Here is a 17,724-nt window from a genome sequence, read left to right as displayed (position 1 = left end):
GTCACAGCTCCTTGCCGGCCGCGACGGCCTGCTTGTCCGGACCCCGGCCGTCCGCGCCCGCTCCGTCGTGGCCGCCGCGGCCCTTGCCGCGACCGCCGCCGCCCTTGCCGGCGGCGCCGTTCTCCTCCTCCGCCACCTCGGTGGCGTGGCCGGTGAGCGACAGGAAGACGTCGTCCAGGGTCGGACGGCGCAGGCCGATGTCGTCGATCTCGATCGAGCGGGTGTCCAGCTCGCGGATCACGTCGGCGAGCACCCGCGCACCGCCGCTGACCGGCACCGTGATCCGGCGGGTGTTGCGCTCCACGGTCGGCTCGCCCTGGGCGTACCCGGAGAGCGCGGCGAGCGCGTCGGCGACCAGGTCGGCGCGGTGCACGACGACCTCGATCCGCTCGCCGCCGATCTGCGCCTTGAGCTGGTCGGCGGTGCCGCGCGCGATCACCCGGCCGTGGTCGACGACGGCGATGTCGTGGGCGAGGCGGTCGGCCTCCTCCAGGTACTGGGTGGTGAGCAGCAGCGTGGTGCCCTGGTCGACCAGGGTCTCGATGACCTCCCACAGGGCGAGCCGGTTGCGCGGGTCGAGGCCGGTGGTCGGCTCGTCCAGGAACATCACCGGGGGGCGGACCACCAGGGCGGCGGCGAGGTCGAGCCGGCGGCGCATGCCGCCGGAGTAGGTCTTGGCGATGCGGTCCTTGGCCTCGGTGAGGTTGAACCACTCCAGCAGTTCGAGCGCGCGGGCCTTCGCCGCCCGGGCGGGCATCTGGTAGAGCTCGCCGACCATCTGGAGGTTCTCGAAGCCGGTGAGGTACTCGTCGACCGCCGCGTACTGGCCGGACAGGCCGATCAGGCTGCGGACCCGGTTGGGGTGCTTGAGGACGTCGACGCCGGCGACCACCGCGCTGCCGGAGTCGGGGCGGAGCAGGGTGGTGAGGACGCGGACGGTGGTGGTCTTGCCGGCGCCGTTCGGGCCGAGCAGCCCGAGCACCGTGCCCTCGGGGACGTCGAGGCTGACGCCGTCCAGGGCTCGTACGTCGCCGAAGGTCTTCACCAGGTTCTCGGCTTGGATGGCTGGCGCCATGGCCTGCCTCATCTCCTCGGACGGTTATGAGCGGGTCTGTCCCACTCTGCCCCGAGTGCGGGCATGCGGGCGACTCGGCTCCCGTCCTCAGGAGCAGGTGGGGGCGGCCCCGCCCCCGGCCCTACCGGGAGACCACGTACCCCGCGTCCCGCAGCTCGCCCAGCACCGCCGCGCAGTGCTCCGGCCCCTTGGTCTCCAGGTGGAGGTCCACCTCGACCTCGGTCAGCCCCAGCTGCGGGTCCACCCGCACGTGCGCCACGTCCAGGACGTTGGCGTCGACCCTCGTCAGCACCCCGAGCAGGCCGGCCAGCGCCCCCGGCTTGTCCGCCAGCCGCACCCGCAGCGACAGGTAGCGGCCGGCCGCCGCCAGGCCGTGCCGCAGCACCCGCTGCATCAGCTGCGGGTCGATGTTGCCGCCGGAGAGCACCGCCACCACCGGGCCCTCGAAGGAGTCCGGCTGCTCCAGCAGCGCCGCCACCGGGCTCGCCCCGGCCGGCTCCACCACCAGCTTCAGCCGCTCCAGCCCCAGCAGCAGGGCCCGCGAGAGCGAGTCCTCGGAGACCGTCCGGACGCCGTCCGCCAGGGTGTTCACGATCTCGAACGGGATGTCCCCCGGCCGGCCGACCATGATCCCGTCCGCCATGGTCGCGAACCGTTCCAGCGAGACCGGGCGCCCGGCCGCCAGCGAGGGCGGGTACGCCGCCGCACCCGCCGCCTGCACCCCGACCACCCGCACGTCCGGCCGCAGCGGCTTGACCGCCGCCGCGATCCCGGCCAGCAGGCCGCCCCCGCCCACCCCGGCCAGGATGGTGCGCACCTCCGGGCACTGCTCCAGGATCTCCAGCCCGACGGTGGCCTGCCCGGTGACGATGTCCCGGTGGTCGAAGGGGTGGATGAACACCGCGCCGCTCGCCTCCGCGAACCGCTGCGCGGCCTGCAGCGCCTCGTCCACGGTGGTGCCGTGCAGCCGGACCTCGGCGCCGTACTCACGGGTCGCGGCGATCTTGGGCAGCGGCGCGGCCACCGGCATGAAGACGGTCGAGCGGACCCCGAGCAGCGAGGCGGCCAGCGCCACCCCCTGGGCGTGGTTCCCCGCGCTCGCCGCGACCACCCCGCCCGCCCGCTGCACCGGCGAGAGGCCGGCGATCCGCACGTACGCCCCGCGCAGCTTGAACGAGCCGGTGCGCTGCAGGTTCTCGCACTTCAGATGGACCGGTGCGCCGACCAGTGCGGACAGGTGCCGGCTGCCCTCCATCGGTGTCACCCGGGCGACCCCGGCGAGCATCTTCTGGGCGCCGCGGACGTCGTCGAGGGTGATCGGCCAGCTGTGCATGACAGCAGCGTATGCCTTCGCGGAGCACCACCCGGGGACGTCGGACCTGTTCCCGGGCCCGCCCGGCCCGCGTACGCTGCTGGTTCTGAGCCTCTCTCACCGCACGACGATCGTGAGCCGCGATGACGACGACCTCGCCCCAGGCCACCCACCTCACCGACCCCGTGCACACCCAGCTCCAGTACCAGCTCGCCGTGTTCGCCCGCCGGATGGAACAGGTCCGCGGCTCCGACGGGGTGGCCGCCCTCGTCCGGGCCGCCTACCTGCTGCTGGAACGCCTGGAGCGGGTCGGGCCCGCCAACGTCAAGGCCCTGGCGGACGCGCTCGGCGTCGACTCCTCCACCGTCACCCGGCAGGTCGCCCCGCTGGTGGCGGCCGGCCTGGTCGGCCGGGTGCAGGACCCGGCCGACCGGCGCGCCGTACGGCTCGCACTGTCCCCGCTCGGCGCCGACCGGCTGGCCGAAGTCCGCGCCGGCCGGGCCGAGTTGACGCGGCAGCTGGTGGCCGACTGGCCACCGGAGGAACAGCGCGCGTTCTGCGCCCTGCTGGCCCGCTTCAACCACTCCATGGAGTCGTACACGGCGGGCCGGCAGAGCGCTTAGGGGCCCGGGGCCCAGGGGTCGTGCTCCGGGCGGGAGCTCAGCCCAGCGCCTGCGTGAGGTCGGCCAGCAGGTCGTCGATCGACTCGATGCCGACCGAGACGCGCACCAGGTCGGCCGGCACCTCCAGGGCCGAGCCGGCCACCGACGCGTGGGTCATCCGGCCCGGGTGCTCGATCAGCGACTCCACGCCGCCCAGCGACTCCCCGAGGGTGAACAGCTGCGCCCGGTTGCAGACCTCGACCGCCGCCTCCTCGCCGCCGTTGACGCGGAACGACACCATGCCGCCGAACGCCTTCATCTGCTTGGCGGCGATGTCGTGGCCGGGGTGCTCGGGCAGGCCCGGGTAGAGCACCTGGCTGACCTTCGGGTGGCCCGCCAGCAGCTCGGCGACCTTCTCGGCGTTGGAGCTGTGCCGGTCCATCCGGACGCCCAGGGTCTTGATGCCGCGCAGCACCAGCCAGGCGTCGAACGGGCCGGAGACCGCGCCCATCGCGTTCTGGTGGTAGGCGACCTCCTCGCCCAGCGCCGCGTCGGCCAGCACCAGGGCGCCGCCGACCACGTCCGAGTGGCCGCCCATGTACTTGGTGGTCGAGTGCACGACCGCGTCGGCGCCGAGCGCGATCGGCTGCTGCAGGTACGGGCTGGCGAAGGTGTTGTCGACCACCAGCAGCGCGCCGGCGCCGTGCGCGATCTCGGCCAGCGCGGCGAGGTCGGTGATGCCCAGCAGCGGGTTGGACGGGGTCTCCACCCACACCGCGCGGGTGTTGGGGCGCAGCGCCTCGCGGACGGTCGACAGGTCCTGGGTGTTGGCGACGGAGAACTCGACGCCCCAGCGGGTCAGCACCTTGGCGAAGAGCCGGAAGGTGCCGCCGTAGGCGTCGTTGGGGATGACGATGTGGTCGCCCGGCTTGAGGATCGTCCGCAGCAGGGTGTCCTCGGCGGCGAGGCCGGAGGCGAAGGCGAGGCCGCGGGAGCCGCCCTCCAGCGCGGCGAGGCACTCCTCCAGCGCGGTACGGGTCGGGTTGGCGCTGCGGCTGTACTCGTAGCCGCCCCGCAGGCCGCCCACCCCGTCCTGCTTGTAGGTGGACACCTGGTAGATCGGCGTGACGACGGCCCCGGTCTGGGGGTCTGCTTCCTGACCCGCGTGGATGGCGAGGGTCTCGAAGCCCTGGGGAAGCTGGTGCTCGGTCATGCTCCGAGCGTAGTCGGCGAACGGCGGGGTGCCGCCCCGAAGGCCCCGGGCGCCCCGGATCCCGGCCCCGGGAGCGGCCCCGGAATCAGCGGCGGCCCGTCCGCGTTGGAACCTCCGCAACCCTTCCCGACCAGCTGGAGCAGGCCGTGCTGTTCAACCGCCACAAGACCTCGCTCGTCCCCGCCGACCAGGCGCTGCCCGGCCGGGAGGCCCCGGCCTTCACCCTCCGCGAGCCGCACACCGTGCTCGGCCACCCGCTCACCGGCCCGTACCCGGAGGGACTGGAGGTGGCCGATTTCGGGCTGGGCTGCTTCTGGGGCGCCGAGCGGACGTTCTGGCGCCTGCCGGGCGTCTGGACGACGCTGGTCGGCTACCAGGGCGGCCACACCCCGAACCCGACGTACGAGGAGGTGTGCAGCGGTCTGACCGGGCACACCGAGGCGGTCCGGGTGGTGTTCGACCCCGCGGTGATCTCCTACGAGCAGTTGCTGAAGACCTTCTGGGAGGCGCACGACCCGACCCAGGGCAACCGCCAGGGCAACGACGTCGGCACCCAGTACCGGTCCGCGGTCTACACCCACTCCCCGGCCCAGGCGGCCGCCGCCGTCTCCACCCGGGACGCCTTCCAGCCGGCGCTCACCGCGATCGGGCTCGGCCCGGTCACCACCGAGATCGCCCCGGCCGGCCCGTTCTACCCGGCCGAGCCGTACCACCAGCAGTACCTGTCCGACGCCAAGAACCCGAACGGCTACTGCGGCCTCGGCGGCACCGGCGCCAGCTGCCCGATCGGGGTGGCCCGGACGACCGGGGCCTGAGCCCTCCGGTCCCTCCCGGGTGTCCGGCGCCGCTCCGCGGGCGCAGACTGGAAGGACCAGTAGGGCGGCCCCGTCACCCCTCCTGGTGGCGGGGCCGCCCCGTTCCCGAGGAGCCCCTCATGGCCGGCCTCATTCGCAGAAGCTTCGACACCGATCCCGAGGAAGTCCGCCCCTTCGAGGAGGGCAAGGGAGAGGTGCGTCTGGTCAATCTGGACGGCGGCGCCGTCGGACGGGGGGTGTTCGAGCCCGGCTGGCAGTGGTCGAAGCACATCAAGCCGATCGCGGGGACCGACAGCTGCCAGGCCGCCCACGTCGGCTACGTCGTCTCCGGCCGGATGACGGTCGTCATGGACGACGGCGAGCAGGCCGAGTTCGGCCCCGGTGACTTCATGATCTGCCCGCCGGGCCACGACGCCTGGGTGGTGGGCGACGAGCCGGCGGTCGTGCTGGACTGGCAGGGCTTCGGCGACTACGCCAAGCGCGCCTGAGCGCCGCCGCCCCGCCACTCCCCCGTCCCCCGTCCCTGTTCCCCGCCCCCGTTCCCCCGGGCGCGGTCAGCCCCGCCGGACCTCGTGCATGAAGCACCCGTAGTCCACCGCGCGGACGTGCACCACCGCCACCTCCGGGTCGGCGAGCAGCGCCGCCGCGCCCGCCTCGGCGGTCTCCGGGACGACCTGCACGCCGCCCAGGATGTGCCCGCGCCGGTCGTAGGCGCGCAGCACCCGCTCACCTCCGTGGAAGCCGGTCGGCCAGCCCCCGCCGGGAGCCCCGGCGCACGGCCCGTCGTGCACGAAGACCGGTCCGATCTCGTCGTACGGGCCCGGCTCGGCCCCGGTCTCGGCGGCCCAGCGGCGCAGCGGCGCGTACCCGAGCAGGGCGATCCGGTCGCCCGGCAGGGCCCTGGTCAGGCAGCAGCGCAGCGGTGCGCCGCCGGTCTCGTCGACGGAACGGACGGGGGTACGGCCCGCGTCGTCGCGCTCCAGCAGGGCGCGGTGGACGGCCGGGTCGATCGGGCGGACGGCCAGGGCGGGTTCGGTGGTGGTTGTCGTCATGCGGTCCACCTTGCCGCCGCGGCCGCGCCGGGTCCGGCGGATTTCGGCCGTCGCGTTCGGCGGCCCGGGGTGTCCCGGGCCCGGCCGGGACGGGGTCAGAGCGCGCTGCCGGCCTTCCAGTCGGCCCAGCCCATGTTCCAGCCGTTGAGCCCGTTGGACGGGACCACCGTCTTGTCGCCGGAGTTCACGACCTCGACCACGTCGCCGACCATCGAGCTCTTGAAGAACTTGTAGCCGTCGGCGCTCTGGTCCTGGCCGCCCTTGACGTCGCGCAGGCCGATGCAGCCGTGGCTGGTGTTCTGGCTGCCGAAGATCGACGGCGAGGACCAGTAGTTGCCGTGGATGAAGGTGCCGGAGGTGCTGAGCCGCTGGGCGTGCGGCACGTCCGGGATGTCGTACTCGCTGCCGAGGCCGACGGTCTGCGAGTTCATCCGGGTCTGCTGGTACTGCTCGGTGATCACCATCTTGCCGCCCCAGGTGCGGTACTCGGGCGAGCCGCCGGAGATCGCGTAGACGGCGCTCACCCGGCCGTCGGTGGTGACGGTGAGCTTCTTGGTGGCGAGGTCGGCGACGCTGGTCTGCGCCCGGCCGACGGTGAAGCGGACGTCCTTGGACTGGGTGCCGTAGACGCCCCTGGCGCCCTGGACGTCCTTGAGCCGGAGCTTGACGGTCACCTTGGTGCCCTTGGCCCAGTACTCCTGCGGCCGGAAGTCGAGGCGGGTGCTGGAGAACCAGTGCCCGACGATCTCGACGCCCGGCTCGGCTATGACGGTGATCGCCTGCTGGACGGTCTTGCGGTCGGTGACCGGCTTGCTGAAGTTGATCGAGACGGGCATGCCGACGCCGACGACCGAGCCGTCCTCGGGGGTGAAGTAGCCGACGAAGGTGTTGGCCGGGGTCGCCGTGGTGAAGACGGCGTTGGCGTCGGACTCCAGCTTGTCCTTGTCGGTGGCGGCGGCGGTCACGGTGTACTTGGTGCCGCTGGTCGGCGCGGCGGCCGAGGTCCAGCTGCCGCCGTCGGCGGAGAGCTGGCCGGCGAGCGCCTTGCCGGCGGCGTCGGTGACCTTGACCGAGGTGAGGGTGCCGTTCGTGACGGTGACCTTCACCGGGTCGCTGAAGCTGGCCGCGGTGGCGCCGTCGGCGGGCGTGACGGTGATCACGGCGACCGAGGTCTTCGGCGAGCTGGTGGCGCTGGGCGTCGCCTGGCCGCCGGAGCCACCCGCACCCGTGGTGCCGGTGGCCGGACCTCCCGTGCTGCCGCCGGAGCCTCCGCTGCCGCCGCTGCCGCTCTCGCCGCTCTTGGTGTCGTTGCAGGCCGCCAGCAGCAGGACCGGGGCCCCGATCAGGCCGGCCAGTACACCGCGCCGGCTCCAGCTGCCTCCGGCCGCCCGGCCCCGACCGTCCCCTGCCGTCACGTCGCCCACTCCCTGCTGATCATTCGGGCATTACGGATAGAGAAACGCATTCTGCGTGTTCACGGTTCCAACACCAACGGGTAGCGATCGTACGAGATGACGAAACTTACCGCCAAATATGGACAAAACGCCCGGCCTGTGAAACACAGACCGGGCGATCACGAGCCGTGACGAGCACGCCCTACTCGGCGGCCTCCTCCACGGTGTACTCGTCCCACTCGTCGCCCTCGGGGTCGAAGTCGGTCTTCGCGGACTCCCAGGTCGCCGAGGCGAGCTCGACACCCGGGACGTCGCCGAGCAGCGCCACCGGGTCGATGAAGTGGGCGAGCGAACCCGACGGGTCCACCTCGATGGCCTCGACGGACTGCGCGCGCTCGTCGTCGTCGAGGTACTCGTCCGCCGCCACCTGCTGCAGGGCGGCCGCCTTCAGCGCCCCCTCGTCGGTGATCTCGGCGATGAGCTCGATGTTGAGCCGGACGTAGCGCGGGGCGTCCTGGCCGTTCGTGTCAGTGCTGGTCATGCGTGCGAGGTTACGGGAAACCGCCCCGGGCCGAGGGGCGCGCGGGCGCCGGGAGCGACGCCGCCACGAACGGGGCACCGGCGCGGGAGCGGGGAACGCCGGCCCCGGGCCGCAGCGCCGGGGGCGAGCAGGTGGGCGCGTGAGCGGGCGGGCGAGCAGGCGAGCGGAGGAGCGGGTGGGCGGCGACACGGGAAGGGCCGGTCCCTCCGAAGAGGGACCGGCCCTGCCGCCTCCGCCGGGCTCCCCCACCCGGGAGCCGCGGAGACGCGCCAAGCGGCGCGGTCGCCACGGGAGCCGCCGCACCCTGGGACCGGCCGGAGCCGGACAGGGGCGGGACGACGGCGTCTCCCGCGGGCAAGGACACCGCCGGCCGGGTCAGGGCCGGCCGTAGTGCCCGGAGACGAACGGCGCCGCCGGGGAGCCGCTCCCGGACGGTCGTCGTCGCCTCGCTCGGCGTCTTGCCGTTGACCCCAACGATGCCGCAGCGTTGTTAAGCGCGTGCTGCGCGCAGGTGACGCCGGTGTACCAGTTCGCCCGGAAACGGAACCTCAGCCGTCCGGTCGGGGTGGGCGGCTGACTGTCCCTCGACGGCGGGCGCTCAGTGCCCGCCGCGGCTGCCGGCGAGGAAGCCGAGCAGGTCCTGGCGGGTGACGATGCCCTGCGGCTTGCCCTCCACCAGCACCACCGCTGCGTCGGCCTTCTCCAGCACCGACATCAGGTTGGTGACGGTCTCGCCCGAGCCGACCACCGGCAGCGGCTTGGACATCACCTTGTCCAGCGTGTCGGTCAGCTGGATCTCGTTCGCGAAGACGCCCTCCAGCAGCAGCTTCTCCGCCACCGAGCCGATCACCTCGCCGGCCATGATGTCCGGGTGGCCGGCGCCCGGCGAGACCACGGGCATCTGCGAGACGCCGTACTCGCGCAGCACCCGGACCGCCTCGGCGACGGTCTCGCTGGGGTGCATGTGGACGAACTGCGGGATGCCCTCGTGCTCGATGGCGTCCTTGCGGGCCAGCACCTCGCCGATGTGCGCCTCGTCGGTGGCGGACGGCAGGAAGCCGTAGTCGGCCATCCAGTCGTCGTTGAAGATCTTCGACAGGTAGCCGCGGCCGCCGTCCGGCAGCAGCACGACGACGACGTCGTCCGGGCCGAGCTTCTTGGCGACCTCCAGCGCGGCGACGACCGCCATGCCGCAGGAGCCGCCGACCAGCAGGCCCTCCTCCTTGGCGAGGCGGCGGGTCATCTGGAAGGAGTCCTTGTCGGAGACGGCGACGATCTCGTCCGCGACGCCGCGGTCGTAGGCGGTCGGCCAGAAGTCCTCACCGACGCCCTCGACCAGGTACGGCCGGCCGGTGCCACCCGAGTAGACGGAGCCCTCGGGGTCGGCGCCGACCACCTTGACCTTGCCGCCCGAGGCCTCCTTCAGGTAGTTGCCGGTGCCCGAGATGGTGCCGCCGGTGCCGACGCCGGCCACGAAGTGGGTGATCTTCCCCTCGGTCTGCTCCCACAGCTCCGGGCCGGTGGAGTGGTAGTGCGAGGCCGGGTTGTCCGGGTTGGAGTACTGGTCCGGCTTCCAGGCGTTGGGGGTCTCCCGGACCAGGCGGTCGGAGACGTTGTAGTACGAGTCCGGGTGCTCGGGGGCGACGGCGGTCGGACAGACGACCACCTCGGCGCCGTACGCGCGCAGCGTGTTGATCTTGTCGGTGGAGACCTTGTCCGGGCAGACGAAGATGCACTTGTAGCCCTTCTGCTGGGCCACGATCGCCAGCCCGACACCGGTGTTGCCGGAGGTCGGCTCGACGATGGTGCCACCGGGCTTCAGGGCGCCCGAGGCCTCGGCGGCCTCGATCATGCGCATCGCGATCCGGTCCTTCACCGAGCCGCCGGGGTTGAAGTACTCGACCTTCGCGAGCACGGTCGCGCTGATCCCCTCGGTGACCTTGTTCAGCTTGACCAGCGGGGTGTTGCCGACCAGGTCGATGATCGAGTTGTGGTACCGCACGGGGGTCCTCCCGGTCTGTGGGCATGCGAGTTCTTTTCGGTACTGCAAAGCCTAGGCCGTGCCACCGGCCCCAGCCCGCCCCTTCCTCCCCACCCCGCCCGCGGGCCACACCAGGAGCCCGCCCACCCCTTTCCACGCGCGTGCGCGGAGGCCCCCGGACCCCCTCCCGCCCCGAGCCGACGACACCCCGCTCCGCATCCTCCCCGACGGCCGTCCGGCCCCGCCCGCCGCCACGAACGGCCCACCCCCGTCGTAGCCCGGCGCCAACCCGGGTAGGAGGGGTGTACACGCATCGGCAACGGCCCCCGTCGGGGTGGCACGAGGACGCGAAGGGGGCACCGGATGCCAGGGGCACACGAGTCGCGAGCCCGGGTGGCCCGCCGGATCGCCACCGCGGCGGCGTACGGCGGCGGCGGGCTGGGCCTCCTGGGCGTGGGCCTGGTCGGCCTGCTGCTGACCGAGAGCAAGCTGGCCGTCCAGGCCATCGGCATCCTGGAGGGCGACCCGCCCCGGGCCGACGGCATCTACGGCGAGGCCTTCGCCGACACCTCCGCCGGGTCGCAGCCCCCGCTGGTGCTGGCCTTCCTCGGCGACTCCACCGCCGCCGGCCTCGGCGTGCTGCGGGCCCGCGACACCCCGGGCGCACTGCTGGCCGCGGGCCTGGCCTCGGTGGCCGAGCGCCCGGTCCGGCTGGTCAACGTGGCGTTCTCCGGCGGCCGCTCCGCCGACCTGTCCGGCCAGCTGGAGCTGGCGCTGCCGCACCGCCCGGACATCGCCGTGATCATGATCGGTGCCAACGACGTCACCCGGCACAGCCCGGCCCAGCTCGCGGTGCGCCAGCTCGGCGAGACCGTCGCGGCCCTGCGGGCCGCCGGCTGCGAGGTGGTGGTCGGGACCTGCCCGGACCTCGGGACGATCAAGCCGGTCCGCCCGCCGCTGCGCTGGGTGGCCCGCCGGCTCAGCCGCCAACTGGCGGCCGCGCAGACCATCGCCGTGGTGGAGGCGGACGGCCGGACGGTCTCCCTGGGCTCGCTGCTCGGGCCGGAGTTCGCCGCCCGGCCGGAGATGTTCGCCGCCGACCGCTACCACCCGTCGGCCCAGGGGTACGCGACGGCCGCGATGGCCGTGCTGCCCTCGCTCTGCGCCGCGCTGGGCCTCTGGCCCGAGGAGGACCGGCCGGCCGGCCGGGCGCAGGGCGAGACGGTGCTCCCGGTGGCGGTGGCCGCGGCGGCCGCGGCCGGCCGGTCCGGCACGGAGGTGGCGGCGGTCGGGGCCGAGGGCGCGGTCCGGCGCTGGGCGCTGCTGCGGCACCGGCTGCGGGTCGGCCTGCCCGGCTCCTGGGCGGCCGGGGAACCGGACGCCGGGCAGGACGCCGGCCCCGACCCCGCCCGACCCCCTGCACCGCCCCCCGCACAGGCCGCCCCGGCGCAGGTCGCGGAGGACGGCAACACGTCGGCCAGCTCACACGCCGCGGCGGGTGACGCCTGACCTACCAGACGGTAACTTTCCTCCCGGGCGCCCGTCGTCCGGCCCGCGCCCACCCGGCCCGGGGCCGTCCCGGGCACCCCGTAGCCGAAGGTCACCCAGCGAGGAGCCCGCCATGCCCGAAGCCGTCATCGTCAGCGCCGCCCGTTCGCCGATCGGCCGGGCCTTCAAGGGCTCCCTCAAGGACGTCCGCCCCGACGACCTGACCGCGCACGTCATCGGCGCCGCACTGGCCAAGGTGCCGCAGCTCGACCCCCGCGAGATCGACGACCTGATGCTCGGCTGCGGCCTGCCCGGCGGCGAGCAGGGCCACAACCTGGCCCGCATCGTGGCCGTGCAGATGGGCATGGACTACCTGCCCGGCGCCACCATCACCCGCTACTGCTCGTCCTCCCTGCAGACCACGCGGATGGCGCTGCACGCGATCAGGGCCGGCGAGGGCGACGTCTTCATCTCGGCGGGCGTGGAGACCGTCTCGCGCAGCGTGAACGGCTCCTCCGACGGCATGCCGGGCACCATGAACCCGCTCTTCGACGAGGCCCAGGCCCGCACCGCCAAGCGCGCGGCGGAGGGCGGCGGCACGTGGCACGACCCGCGCGAGGACGGCCTGCTGCCGGACGCCTACATCGCGATGGGCCAGACCGCCGAGAACCTCGCCGCACTCAAGGGCATCACCCGCGCCGAGCAGGACGAGTTCGGCGTCCGCTCGCAGAACCTCGCCGAGGCCGCCATCGAGGCCGGCTTCTGGGAGCGCGAGATCACCCCGGTGACGCTGCCCGACGGCACCGTGGTCTCCAAGGACGACGGCCCGCGCGCCGGCGTCACGCTGGAGGGCGTCTCCGGCCTCAACCCGGTGTTCCGCCCGGACGGCACCGTGACCGCCGGTAACTGCTGCCCGCTGAACGACGGCGCCGCCGCGCTCGTCGTGATGTCCGACACCAAGGCCCGCGAGCTGGGCATCACCCCGCTCGCCCGGGTGGTCTCCACCGGGGTCAGCGCGCTCTCCCCCGAGATCATGGGCTACGGCCCGGTCGAGGCCTCGAAGCAGGCCCTCAAGCGGGCCGGCCTGACCATCGGCGACATCGACCTGGTCGAGATCAACGAGGCCTTCGCCGCCCAGGTCATCCCGTCCTACCGCGACCTCGGCGTCGACCTGGACCGGCTGAACGTCAACGGCGGCGCCATCGCGGTCGGCCACCCCTTCGGCATGACCGGCGCCCGGATCACCACCACCCTGATCAACTCCCTGCAGTGGCACGACAAGCAGTTCGGCCTGGAGACCATGTGTGTCGGCGGCGGCCAGGGCATGGCGATGGTCATCGAGCGGCTCAGCTGACCTCCCGGCGTCAACCCCGAAGGGTCCAGACCACCCATTTGGAGTGACACTGCGTAATTGAGGGCCGGATCACACCGCGAGGTCGATCCGGCCCTCGATTCTTTCATTTCCGGGCCGAAAATCGACGGTGCGGAGCGGATCAACTCCGCAGCGTAGAACGGTGTTACCTAACAATTTGGGGACAAGAGCGAAAGTCACAGACAAATCAGACATTGGCCACTGCAGTAACACGCCCGTATGCGGCAGTGTGGAGACGTAACCCCGTTCCACTCCTCCCTAGGAGTACGTTCCGTGAGCGCCGTCTACACCGTCCTGCTGCTGATCCCGATCGCCGTGTCGACCGCCGTCCTCTTCCACCTCCGGGGAATCACCCGCCGGTTGGACGCCCAGGCCGCCGCCGCCGACCCGGCCCCCGCCCCGGTCGACGAGGCCGCGATACGCCGGGCCGTCGCCGAGGCCCTGGCCGCCGACCGCGAGCGGGAGATCACCGAGGCCCGGGCGTTCTGGGCCGAGCAGGAGGCCCGCGCGGCCGAGGACGCGCCGCTGTTCGACTCCCCCTTCGCCGGTGTCTTCAGCAGCGCCGAGGAGTGGCCGCTCTTCTTCCCCCGGCCGACCGGCCCGCAGGAGGCCGCCGACAACGCCGGCACCATGGACCCGGAGTTCGGCGAGGCACTGCGCTCCGCGCTGGAGGACCTGATCAACGAGGGCGGCACCCACCCCGTCCACCCCGCCGAGCCCGGCACCGACGGCGGCACCCCGCTGCGCCCCGGTCACCCGGCCGGCCACCCCTCCGGCCACCCGGCCGGCGAGACCGCCGGGGACGCCCGCGCCCGGCGCGAGGCGGACCTGCTGGCCACCGGCCTGGAGGCCGGGCTGCTGGACACCGAGTCGGCCGTCGAGGAGGCCCCGGTGGCCGCCCCCGACCCGCGCCGCCACCCCTCGCACCCCGACTTCGTGCCCAGCCAGGCGCCGTCCCGCGAGTGGACCGACACCCGGCTGACCGCGCTCGCCGAGGAGGGCACCGCCCTGGTCGACGTCCGCCCCGGCCCGCTCGGCACGCTGGACGTGTACGCCTTCGCCGACGGCACCACCCTCTGCGTCGCCCCGGGCGACCGCGAGGCCGCCTACCGGCTGATCGACGCCGTCCGGGCCGGCGAGAACGTCCGGCTGCTCGGCGGCTCCCGGTTCTCCGGTTCCTACTCGCTGACCTTCTCCACCGACGAGGACGCCGTGTACGTGCTCGCCGACCGGGTGGTGGCCAGCATCTGACGCAGTGACGGAGAGGCCGGCCGGGTCAAGGGGTTACCGACCCGGCCGGCCTCCGGCATGTCCGGGGCCGGGACGCCCCGCGGGCGGGCGGGCGGGGCAGGGCAGGGCAGGGCAGAGCCTGGTCGGGGACCGGCGTTCAGCCGCAGAGCGCGGCCGTCTCCGCCACCCGGGCCGACGCCTCGGCCCGCACCGCCGCGACGGCCACCGGGCCGCCGAGCTCCGCCGGCAGCGCCACCTCCCCGTCCTCGGGCAGCGCCGCCAGTGCCGCCACCAGGTCGTGCCCGACCACCGCGAGCTGGTCGCCGACCGCGAACGCCCCGGCCTCCGGGAGCTCCCGCACCGGCCCGCCCTCGGCCGCCTGCGCCGCCGTGGCCAGCCACCGGGCCAGTGCCAGCGCGGCCGCCGTCCGCGTCGGGTGGCCGGGGACGACGCCGTGCAGCCGGCTCTGCGGCATCGAGCGGAACCGGTCCGCCAGGGCGTCGACGGCTTCGGCCAGGGTCTTCTCATCGGGCATGCCGCGAGCATACGGCCCGGTCCGCGGGGAGGTTCCCGCAGGAAAGCCGCCGGGCCCCGGAGCGAGTGCTCCGGGGCCCGGCGGCAGTGTGCGCGAGTCGCGCGGGACGCGCGGGGACTAGTGAGCTGGTCTTGAGATCTGCGGTCGCCACGTGAGTCGCTTTGCGTCGCAGTTTCAGCGTTCTCGTTGCGGCAGGTGGTGACGTGGGGTCAGCTCTGAGGTCTGCTGTCCGTATGGGTGACAGCAGACTGCAGCCGCTGATCTTGTCCGATGTCGAGCGGCTGACTTTGCAGGGATGGGCGACCCGGCGCAGGACCGCCCAGGGGCTCGCGATGCGCGCGCGGATCGTGCTGGCGTGCGCGGAAGGCGGCAGCAACGTCGCGGTGGCGGCCCGGCTGGGGGTGAACCGGGGCACGGTCAACCGGTGGCGGGCCCGGTTCCTGCGCGAGCGCCTGGACGGCCTGGCCGACGAACCCCGGCCCGGAGTCCCCCGCACCATCACCGACGCCCAGGTGGAGGAGGTGGTGGTTCGCACGCTCGAGGAGACGCCGGAGGGCTCCACCCACTGGTCCAAGCGGGAGCTGGCCGCGAAGGTCGGCATCTCACCGTCGAGCGTGCTGCGGATCTGGCGGGCTTTTGGGCTGCAGCCCTGGCGGACGGAGACCTTCAAGATCTCTCCGGACCCGCTGCTGATCGACAAGATCCGGGACGTGGTCGGCCTCTACCTGGCCCCTCCGGCGAACGCGGTGGTGTTCGCGGTGGACGAGAAGCCGCAGATCCAGGCCCTGGAGCGGACCGCTCCGGTGCTGCCGATGGTGCCCGGGACCCCTGAACGCCGCAGCTTCGACTACGTCCGCCACGGCACCGTGGACCTGTTCGCCGCACTGAACGTCGCCACCGGCAAGGTCATCAGCCGGCTGTCCGCCCAGCACCGCGCCGTCGACTTCCGGGACTTCCTCGAGGAGATCGACCGCCAGGCCGAGCCGGGCCTGGCGGTCCACGTGATCTGCGACAACCTGTCCACGCACAAGTCGCCCGTGGTGCACCGCTGGCTGGTGGCGCATCCCCGCGTCCAGCTGCACTTCACGCCGACGTACTCGTCCTGGATCAACCAGGTCGAGCGGTGGTTCGCAGAGCTGGAACGGCGCTGTCTCGAGCGCGGCGTGTTCTGCTCGCTCGACGACCTGAAGACCGCGCTTGAGGACTGGATCATGCACTGGAACGACAGCGCCCACCCGTTCAAGTGGAGCAAGACCGCCGACCAGATCATCGACCGAATCTGCCGCTACTGCTCACGCATCTCCGGACCAGCTCACTAGTCGTCGCCGCGCAGGATCGCGATCAGCCGGAGCATCTCGACGTAGATCCAGACCAGCGAGAGGGTGAGCCCGAAGGCGGCCCGCCAGGCCTCCTTCTGCGGCGCGCCGTGCGCGATGGCCTCCTCGACCGCGGCGAAGTCCAGCGAGAGGAAGAAGGCGCCGAGGCCGATGCCGAGCAGGCCGACCACGATGCCCAGCGGGCCGGAGCGCAGGCCCATGTCCGCGCCGAACAGCGACGCGACCATGTTGACCATCAGCAGCAGCACGAAGCCCATGGCGATCGCGATGCCGATCCGCGTGTAGCGCGGGGTGACCCGGATCCGGCCGGACTTGTAGGCGATCAGCATCGCCGCGAAGACCGCCGCGGTGCCCAGCACCGCCTGGATCGCGATGCCCGGCAGGGCGGTGTTGAGCACCTTGGTGATCACACCGAGCGCGACGCCCTGCAGGCCCGCGTAGGTGAGGATCAGCGGCGGGCTGACGCTCCGCTTGAACGAGATCACCATGCCGACCACGAAGGCGACCAGCGAGGCGCCGACGGCGAGGCCGTAGTTCCGCTCCGGGAGGGCGAACCAGGCCAGGCCGCCCGTGGCGACCAGGGTGAGCAGCGTCATCGCGGTGCGCGCGACGACGTCGTCGAGCGTCATCCGGCCCGTCTCCAGCGGACCGGCGGACGGCGCCCGGTACATCTCGACCAGCTGCTCGTCGGTCAGCGGGGCGGGGCCCTGCGGCTGCTGCGCGTAGGGGCTGCCGGCGTACGGGTTGTTGCCGTACGGGTTGTTGCCGTAGGGGTCGGTCGCGGACGGGCTCCCGGCCGGCGGGGTCTGGGTGGTCCCGAAACCCGCGTAGCCGGACTCGCGGGTGAAGGATCCCTCCCGCGAGAAGACCGGGTTGCTGCTTCTCATTGCTCATTCCCTCCGTGGCGGCACTGCACCGCCCGAACCACAAGGGTAATGGCTTGGCAAAAAAACCAACATCCGCCGCGAGGAGGATCCGGCGGGGAACGTCCGGCGGGGACGCCGGTCGGCGTCCCCGCGGGTCGGTCAGTGCCCGGAGCCGGACTCGAACCGGCACGGCCTCACGGCCAAGCAGTTTTAAGCTGCCCGTGTCTGCGTTCCACCATCCGGGCGTCCTGTGGACCCGGCCTCGCCTGCGGATCGGAGAGCAGCGCTCCACCCCCGTGCGGGCCACCCCTGAGCCTAGTCTCCCGGCCTCCCCTTTCGCATGTTCCGAGCCAGGGAAGTTGTCATGTTTCCTTGCCATCTGACGAACAGTTCGTGATTTGGCCATCCGAGGCGTGCGATCCGGCCACCGGCATTCCGGTCAGGGTCGGTGTCATACCGCAGGAGGAGGGCGTCAGCTGGGCGTACGCCCAGCGGTGGTCAGGCCAACCGTCCGGCGGAGCGACGAGAAACCATGATCACGTGGTCGAGCATGGAGGTACGGCTGGACGCCCCTGGGAGGGGGCCCCGGCCGGCCAACGACTTCCCGGCACCGCCCGGGCCCGTCCTGCCCGCGACCACAAGGAGCACCCCGTGACCACGTCGACCGCAACCGCCGTCCGCACCGGCCGGGCGGCCGCCCGCGCCACCGGCCTCAACAAGGTCTACGGGGAGGGCGAGACCCGCGTCGTCGCCCTGGACAACGTCAGCGTCACCTTCCCGCAGGGCGAGTTCACCGCCATCATGGGCCCCTCCGGCTCCGGCAAGTCCACCCTCATGCACTGCATGGCCGGCCTCGACACCGTCTCCTCCGGCTCCTCCACCATCGGCGACACCGAACTCGTCGGCCTCAA

The 17,724-nt window shown here is 73.0% G+C and carries 17 protein-coding genes and 1 tRNA gene; 8 read left to right on the top strand and 10 right to left on the bottom strand.

Translation table 11 applies throughout. The annotated features are described in order from the left end of the window. Position 1 precedes the first annotated feature (1 nt). Together AC067J_RS12255 and ilvA are read right to left on the bottom strand one after the other, a co-directional pair. Complete coding sequence (locus tag AC067J_RS12255; RefSeq protein ID WP_478298238.1) at positions 2–1,075, bottom strand: ATP-binding cassette domain-containing protein; 1,074 nt, start codon at positions 1,073–1,075, stop codon at positions 2–4. Between the two features lie 121 nt (positions 1,076–1,196). Beyond that, on the bottom strand, positions 1,197–2,408 hold the full coding sequence (gene ilvA, locus AC067J_RS12250) for a threonine ammonia-lyase (protein ID WP_478298236.1): 1,212 nt from the start codon (positions 2,406–2,408) through the stop codon (positions 1,197–1,199). Positions 2,409–2,530: 122 nt separating this feature from the next. On the opposite strand from ilvA, the gene AC067J_RS12245 reads away from it, so the two are divergent. Then, positions 2,531–3,010, top strand: a complete 480-nt coding sequence (locus tag AC067J_RS12245; protein ID WP_478298235.1) for a MarR family winged helix-turn-helix transcriptional regulator — start codon at positions 2,531–2,533, stop codon at positions 3,008–3,010. A gap of 37 nt (positions 3,011–3,047) precedes the next feature. On the opposite strand, the gene AC067J_RS12240 is transcribed toward AC067J_RS12245, so the two are convergent. Next, on the bottom strand, positions 3,048–4,202 hold the full coding sequence (locus AC067J_RS12240) for a cystathionine gamma-synthase (protein ID WP_478298233.1): 1,155 nt from the start codon (positions 4,200–4,202) through the stop codon (positions 3,048–3,050). Between the two features lie 146 nt (positions 4,203–4,348). Here AC067J_RS12240 and msrA point away from each other — a divergent pair, with 146 nt between their 5' ends. Both msrA and AC067J_RS12230 read left to right on the top strand, forming a co-directional pair. Beyond that, positions 4,349–5,017 (top strand): peptide-methionine (S)-S-oxide reductase MsrA, encoded by a 669-nt coding sequence (gene msrA / locus AC067J_RS12235; protein WP_478298231.1) that lies wholly within the window; start codon positions 4,349–4,351, stop codon positions 5,015–5,017. Between the two features lie 119 nt (positions 5,018–5,136). Further along, positions 5,137–5,505: a cupin domain-containing protein gene (locus tag AC067J_RS12230; RefSeq protein WP_478298229.1), complete on the top strand. Its 369-nt coding sequence runs from the start codon at positions 5,137–5,139 to the stop codon at positions 5,503–5,505. Between the two features lie 66 nt (positions 5,506–5,571). Here the strand turns inward: AC067J_RS12230 and AC067J_RS12225 are convergent, their stop codons facing one another. The 4 genes from AC067J_RS12225 to AC067J_RS12210 form a co-directional block, all read right to left on the bottom strand. After that, on the bottom strand, positions 5,572–6,069 hold the full coding sequence (locus AC067J_RS12225) for a DUF1203 domain-containing protein (protein WP_478298227.1): 498 nt from the start codon (positions 6,067–6,069) through the stop codon (positions 5,572–5,574). A 95-nt stretch (positions 6,070–6,164) separates the two neighbouring features. Beyond that, positions 6,165–7,484: a L,D-transpeptidase gene (locus tag AC067J_RS12220; RefSeq protein ID WP_478298225.1), complete on the bottom strand. Its 1,320-nt coding sequence runs from the start codon at positions 7,482–7,484 to the stop codon at positions 6,165–6,167. A 181-nt stretch (positions 7,485–7,665) separates the two neighbouring features. Further along, positions 7,666–8,004, bottom strand: coding sequence for a hypothetical protein (locus tag AC067J_RS12215; protein WP_478298223.1), 339 nt, complete (start codon positions 8,002–8,004; stop codon positions 7,666–7,668). Between the two features lie 598 nt (positions 8,005–8,602). After that, complete coding sequence (locus tag AC067J_RS12210) at positions 8,603–10,006, bottom strand: cystathionine beta-synthase (RefSeq protein ID WP_478298221.1); 1,404 nt, start codon at positions 10,004–10,006, stop codon at positions 8,603–8,605. Between the two features lie 342 nt (positions 10,007–10,348). On the opposite strand from AC067J_RS12210, the gene AC067J_RS12205 reads away from it, so the two are divergent. The 3 genes from AC067J_RS12205 to AC067J_RS12195 all read left to right on the top strand — a co-directional run bounded on the left by AC067J_RS12205 (position 10,349) and on the right by AC067J_RS12195 (position 14,096). Continuing rightward, a complete protein-coding gene (locus AC067J_RS12205) occupies positions 10,349–11,494 on the top strand; it encodes an SGNH/GDSL hydrolase family protein (protein WP_478298219.1) in 1,146 nt (381 codons plus the stop codon). Between the two features lie 112 nt (positions 11,495–11,606). Continuing rightward, complete coding sequence (locus AC067J_RS12200) at positions 11,607–12,827, top strand: acetyl-CoA C-acetyltransferase (protein ID WP_478298217.1); 1,221 nt, start codon at positions 11,607–11,609, stop codon at positions 12,825–12,827. 291 nt (positions 12,828–13,118) lie between these two features. Further along, positions 13,119–14,096 (top strand): hypothetical protein, encoded by a 978-nt coding sequence (locus AC067J_RS12195; protein WP_478298215.1) that lies wholly within the window; start codon positions 13,119–13,121, stop codon positions 14,094–14,096. A gap of 136 nt (positions 14,097–14,232) precedes the next feature. Here AC067J_RS12195 and AC067J_RS12190 read toward each other — a convergent pair whose 3' ends face one another. Beyond that, on the bottom strand, positions 14,233–14,610 hold the full coding sequence (locus AC067J_RS12190; protein ID WP_478298213.1) for a hypothetical protein: 378 nt from the start codon (positions 14,608–14,610) through the stop codon (positions 14,233–14,235). 233 nt (positions 14,611–14,843) lie between these two features. On the opposite strand from AC067J_RS12190, the gene AC067J_RS12185 reads away from it, so the two are divergent. Continuing rightward, positions 14,844–15,929, top strand: coding sequence for an IS630 family transposase (locus tag AC067J_RS12185; RefSeq protein WP_478298211.1), 1,086 nt, complete (start codon positions 14,844–14,846; stop codon positions 15,927–15,929). On the opposite strand, the gene AC067J_RS12180 is transcribed toward AC067J_RS12185, so the two are convergent. Together AC067J_RS12180 and AC067J_RS12175 are read right to left on the bottom strand one after the other, a co-directional pair. Then, positions 15,926–16,834: a Bax inhibitor-1/YccA family protein gene (locus tag AC067J_RS12180; RefSeq protein WP_478298210.1), complete on the bottom strand. Its 909-nt coding sequence runs from the start codon at positions 16,832–16,834 to the stop codon at positions 15,926–15,928. The two genes, AC067J_RS12185 and AC067J_RS12180, sit on opposite strands and share 4 nt — an antisense overlap. Positions 16,835–16,976: 142 nt before the next feature. Beyond that, positions 16,977–17,058: transfer RNA gene (locus AC067J_RS12175), tRNA-Leu, on the bottom strand. A gap of 406 nt (positions 17,059–17,464) precedes the next feature. On the opposite strand from AC067J_RS12175, the gene AC067J_RS12170 reads away from it, so the two are divergent. After that, positions 17,465–17,724 (top strand): ATP-binding cassette domain-containing protein (locus AC067J_RS12170; protein WP_478298208.1); only part of this gene is annotated, 260 nt, incomplete at its 3' end.

The organism is Kitasatospora sp. NPDC042419 (assembly GCF_056437345.1).
The sequence above is the reverse complement of the archived record's forward strand: the minus strand, read 5'-3'. Positions and strand labels throughout refer to the sequence as shown.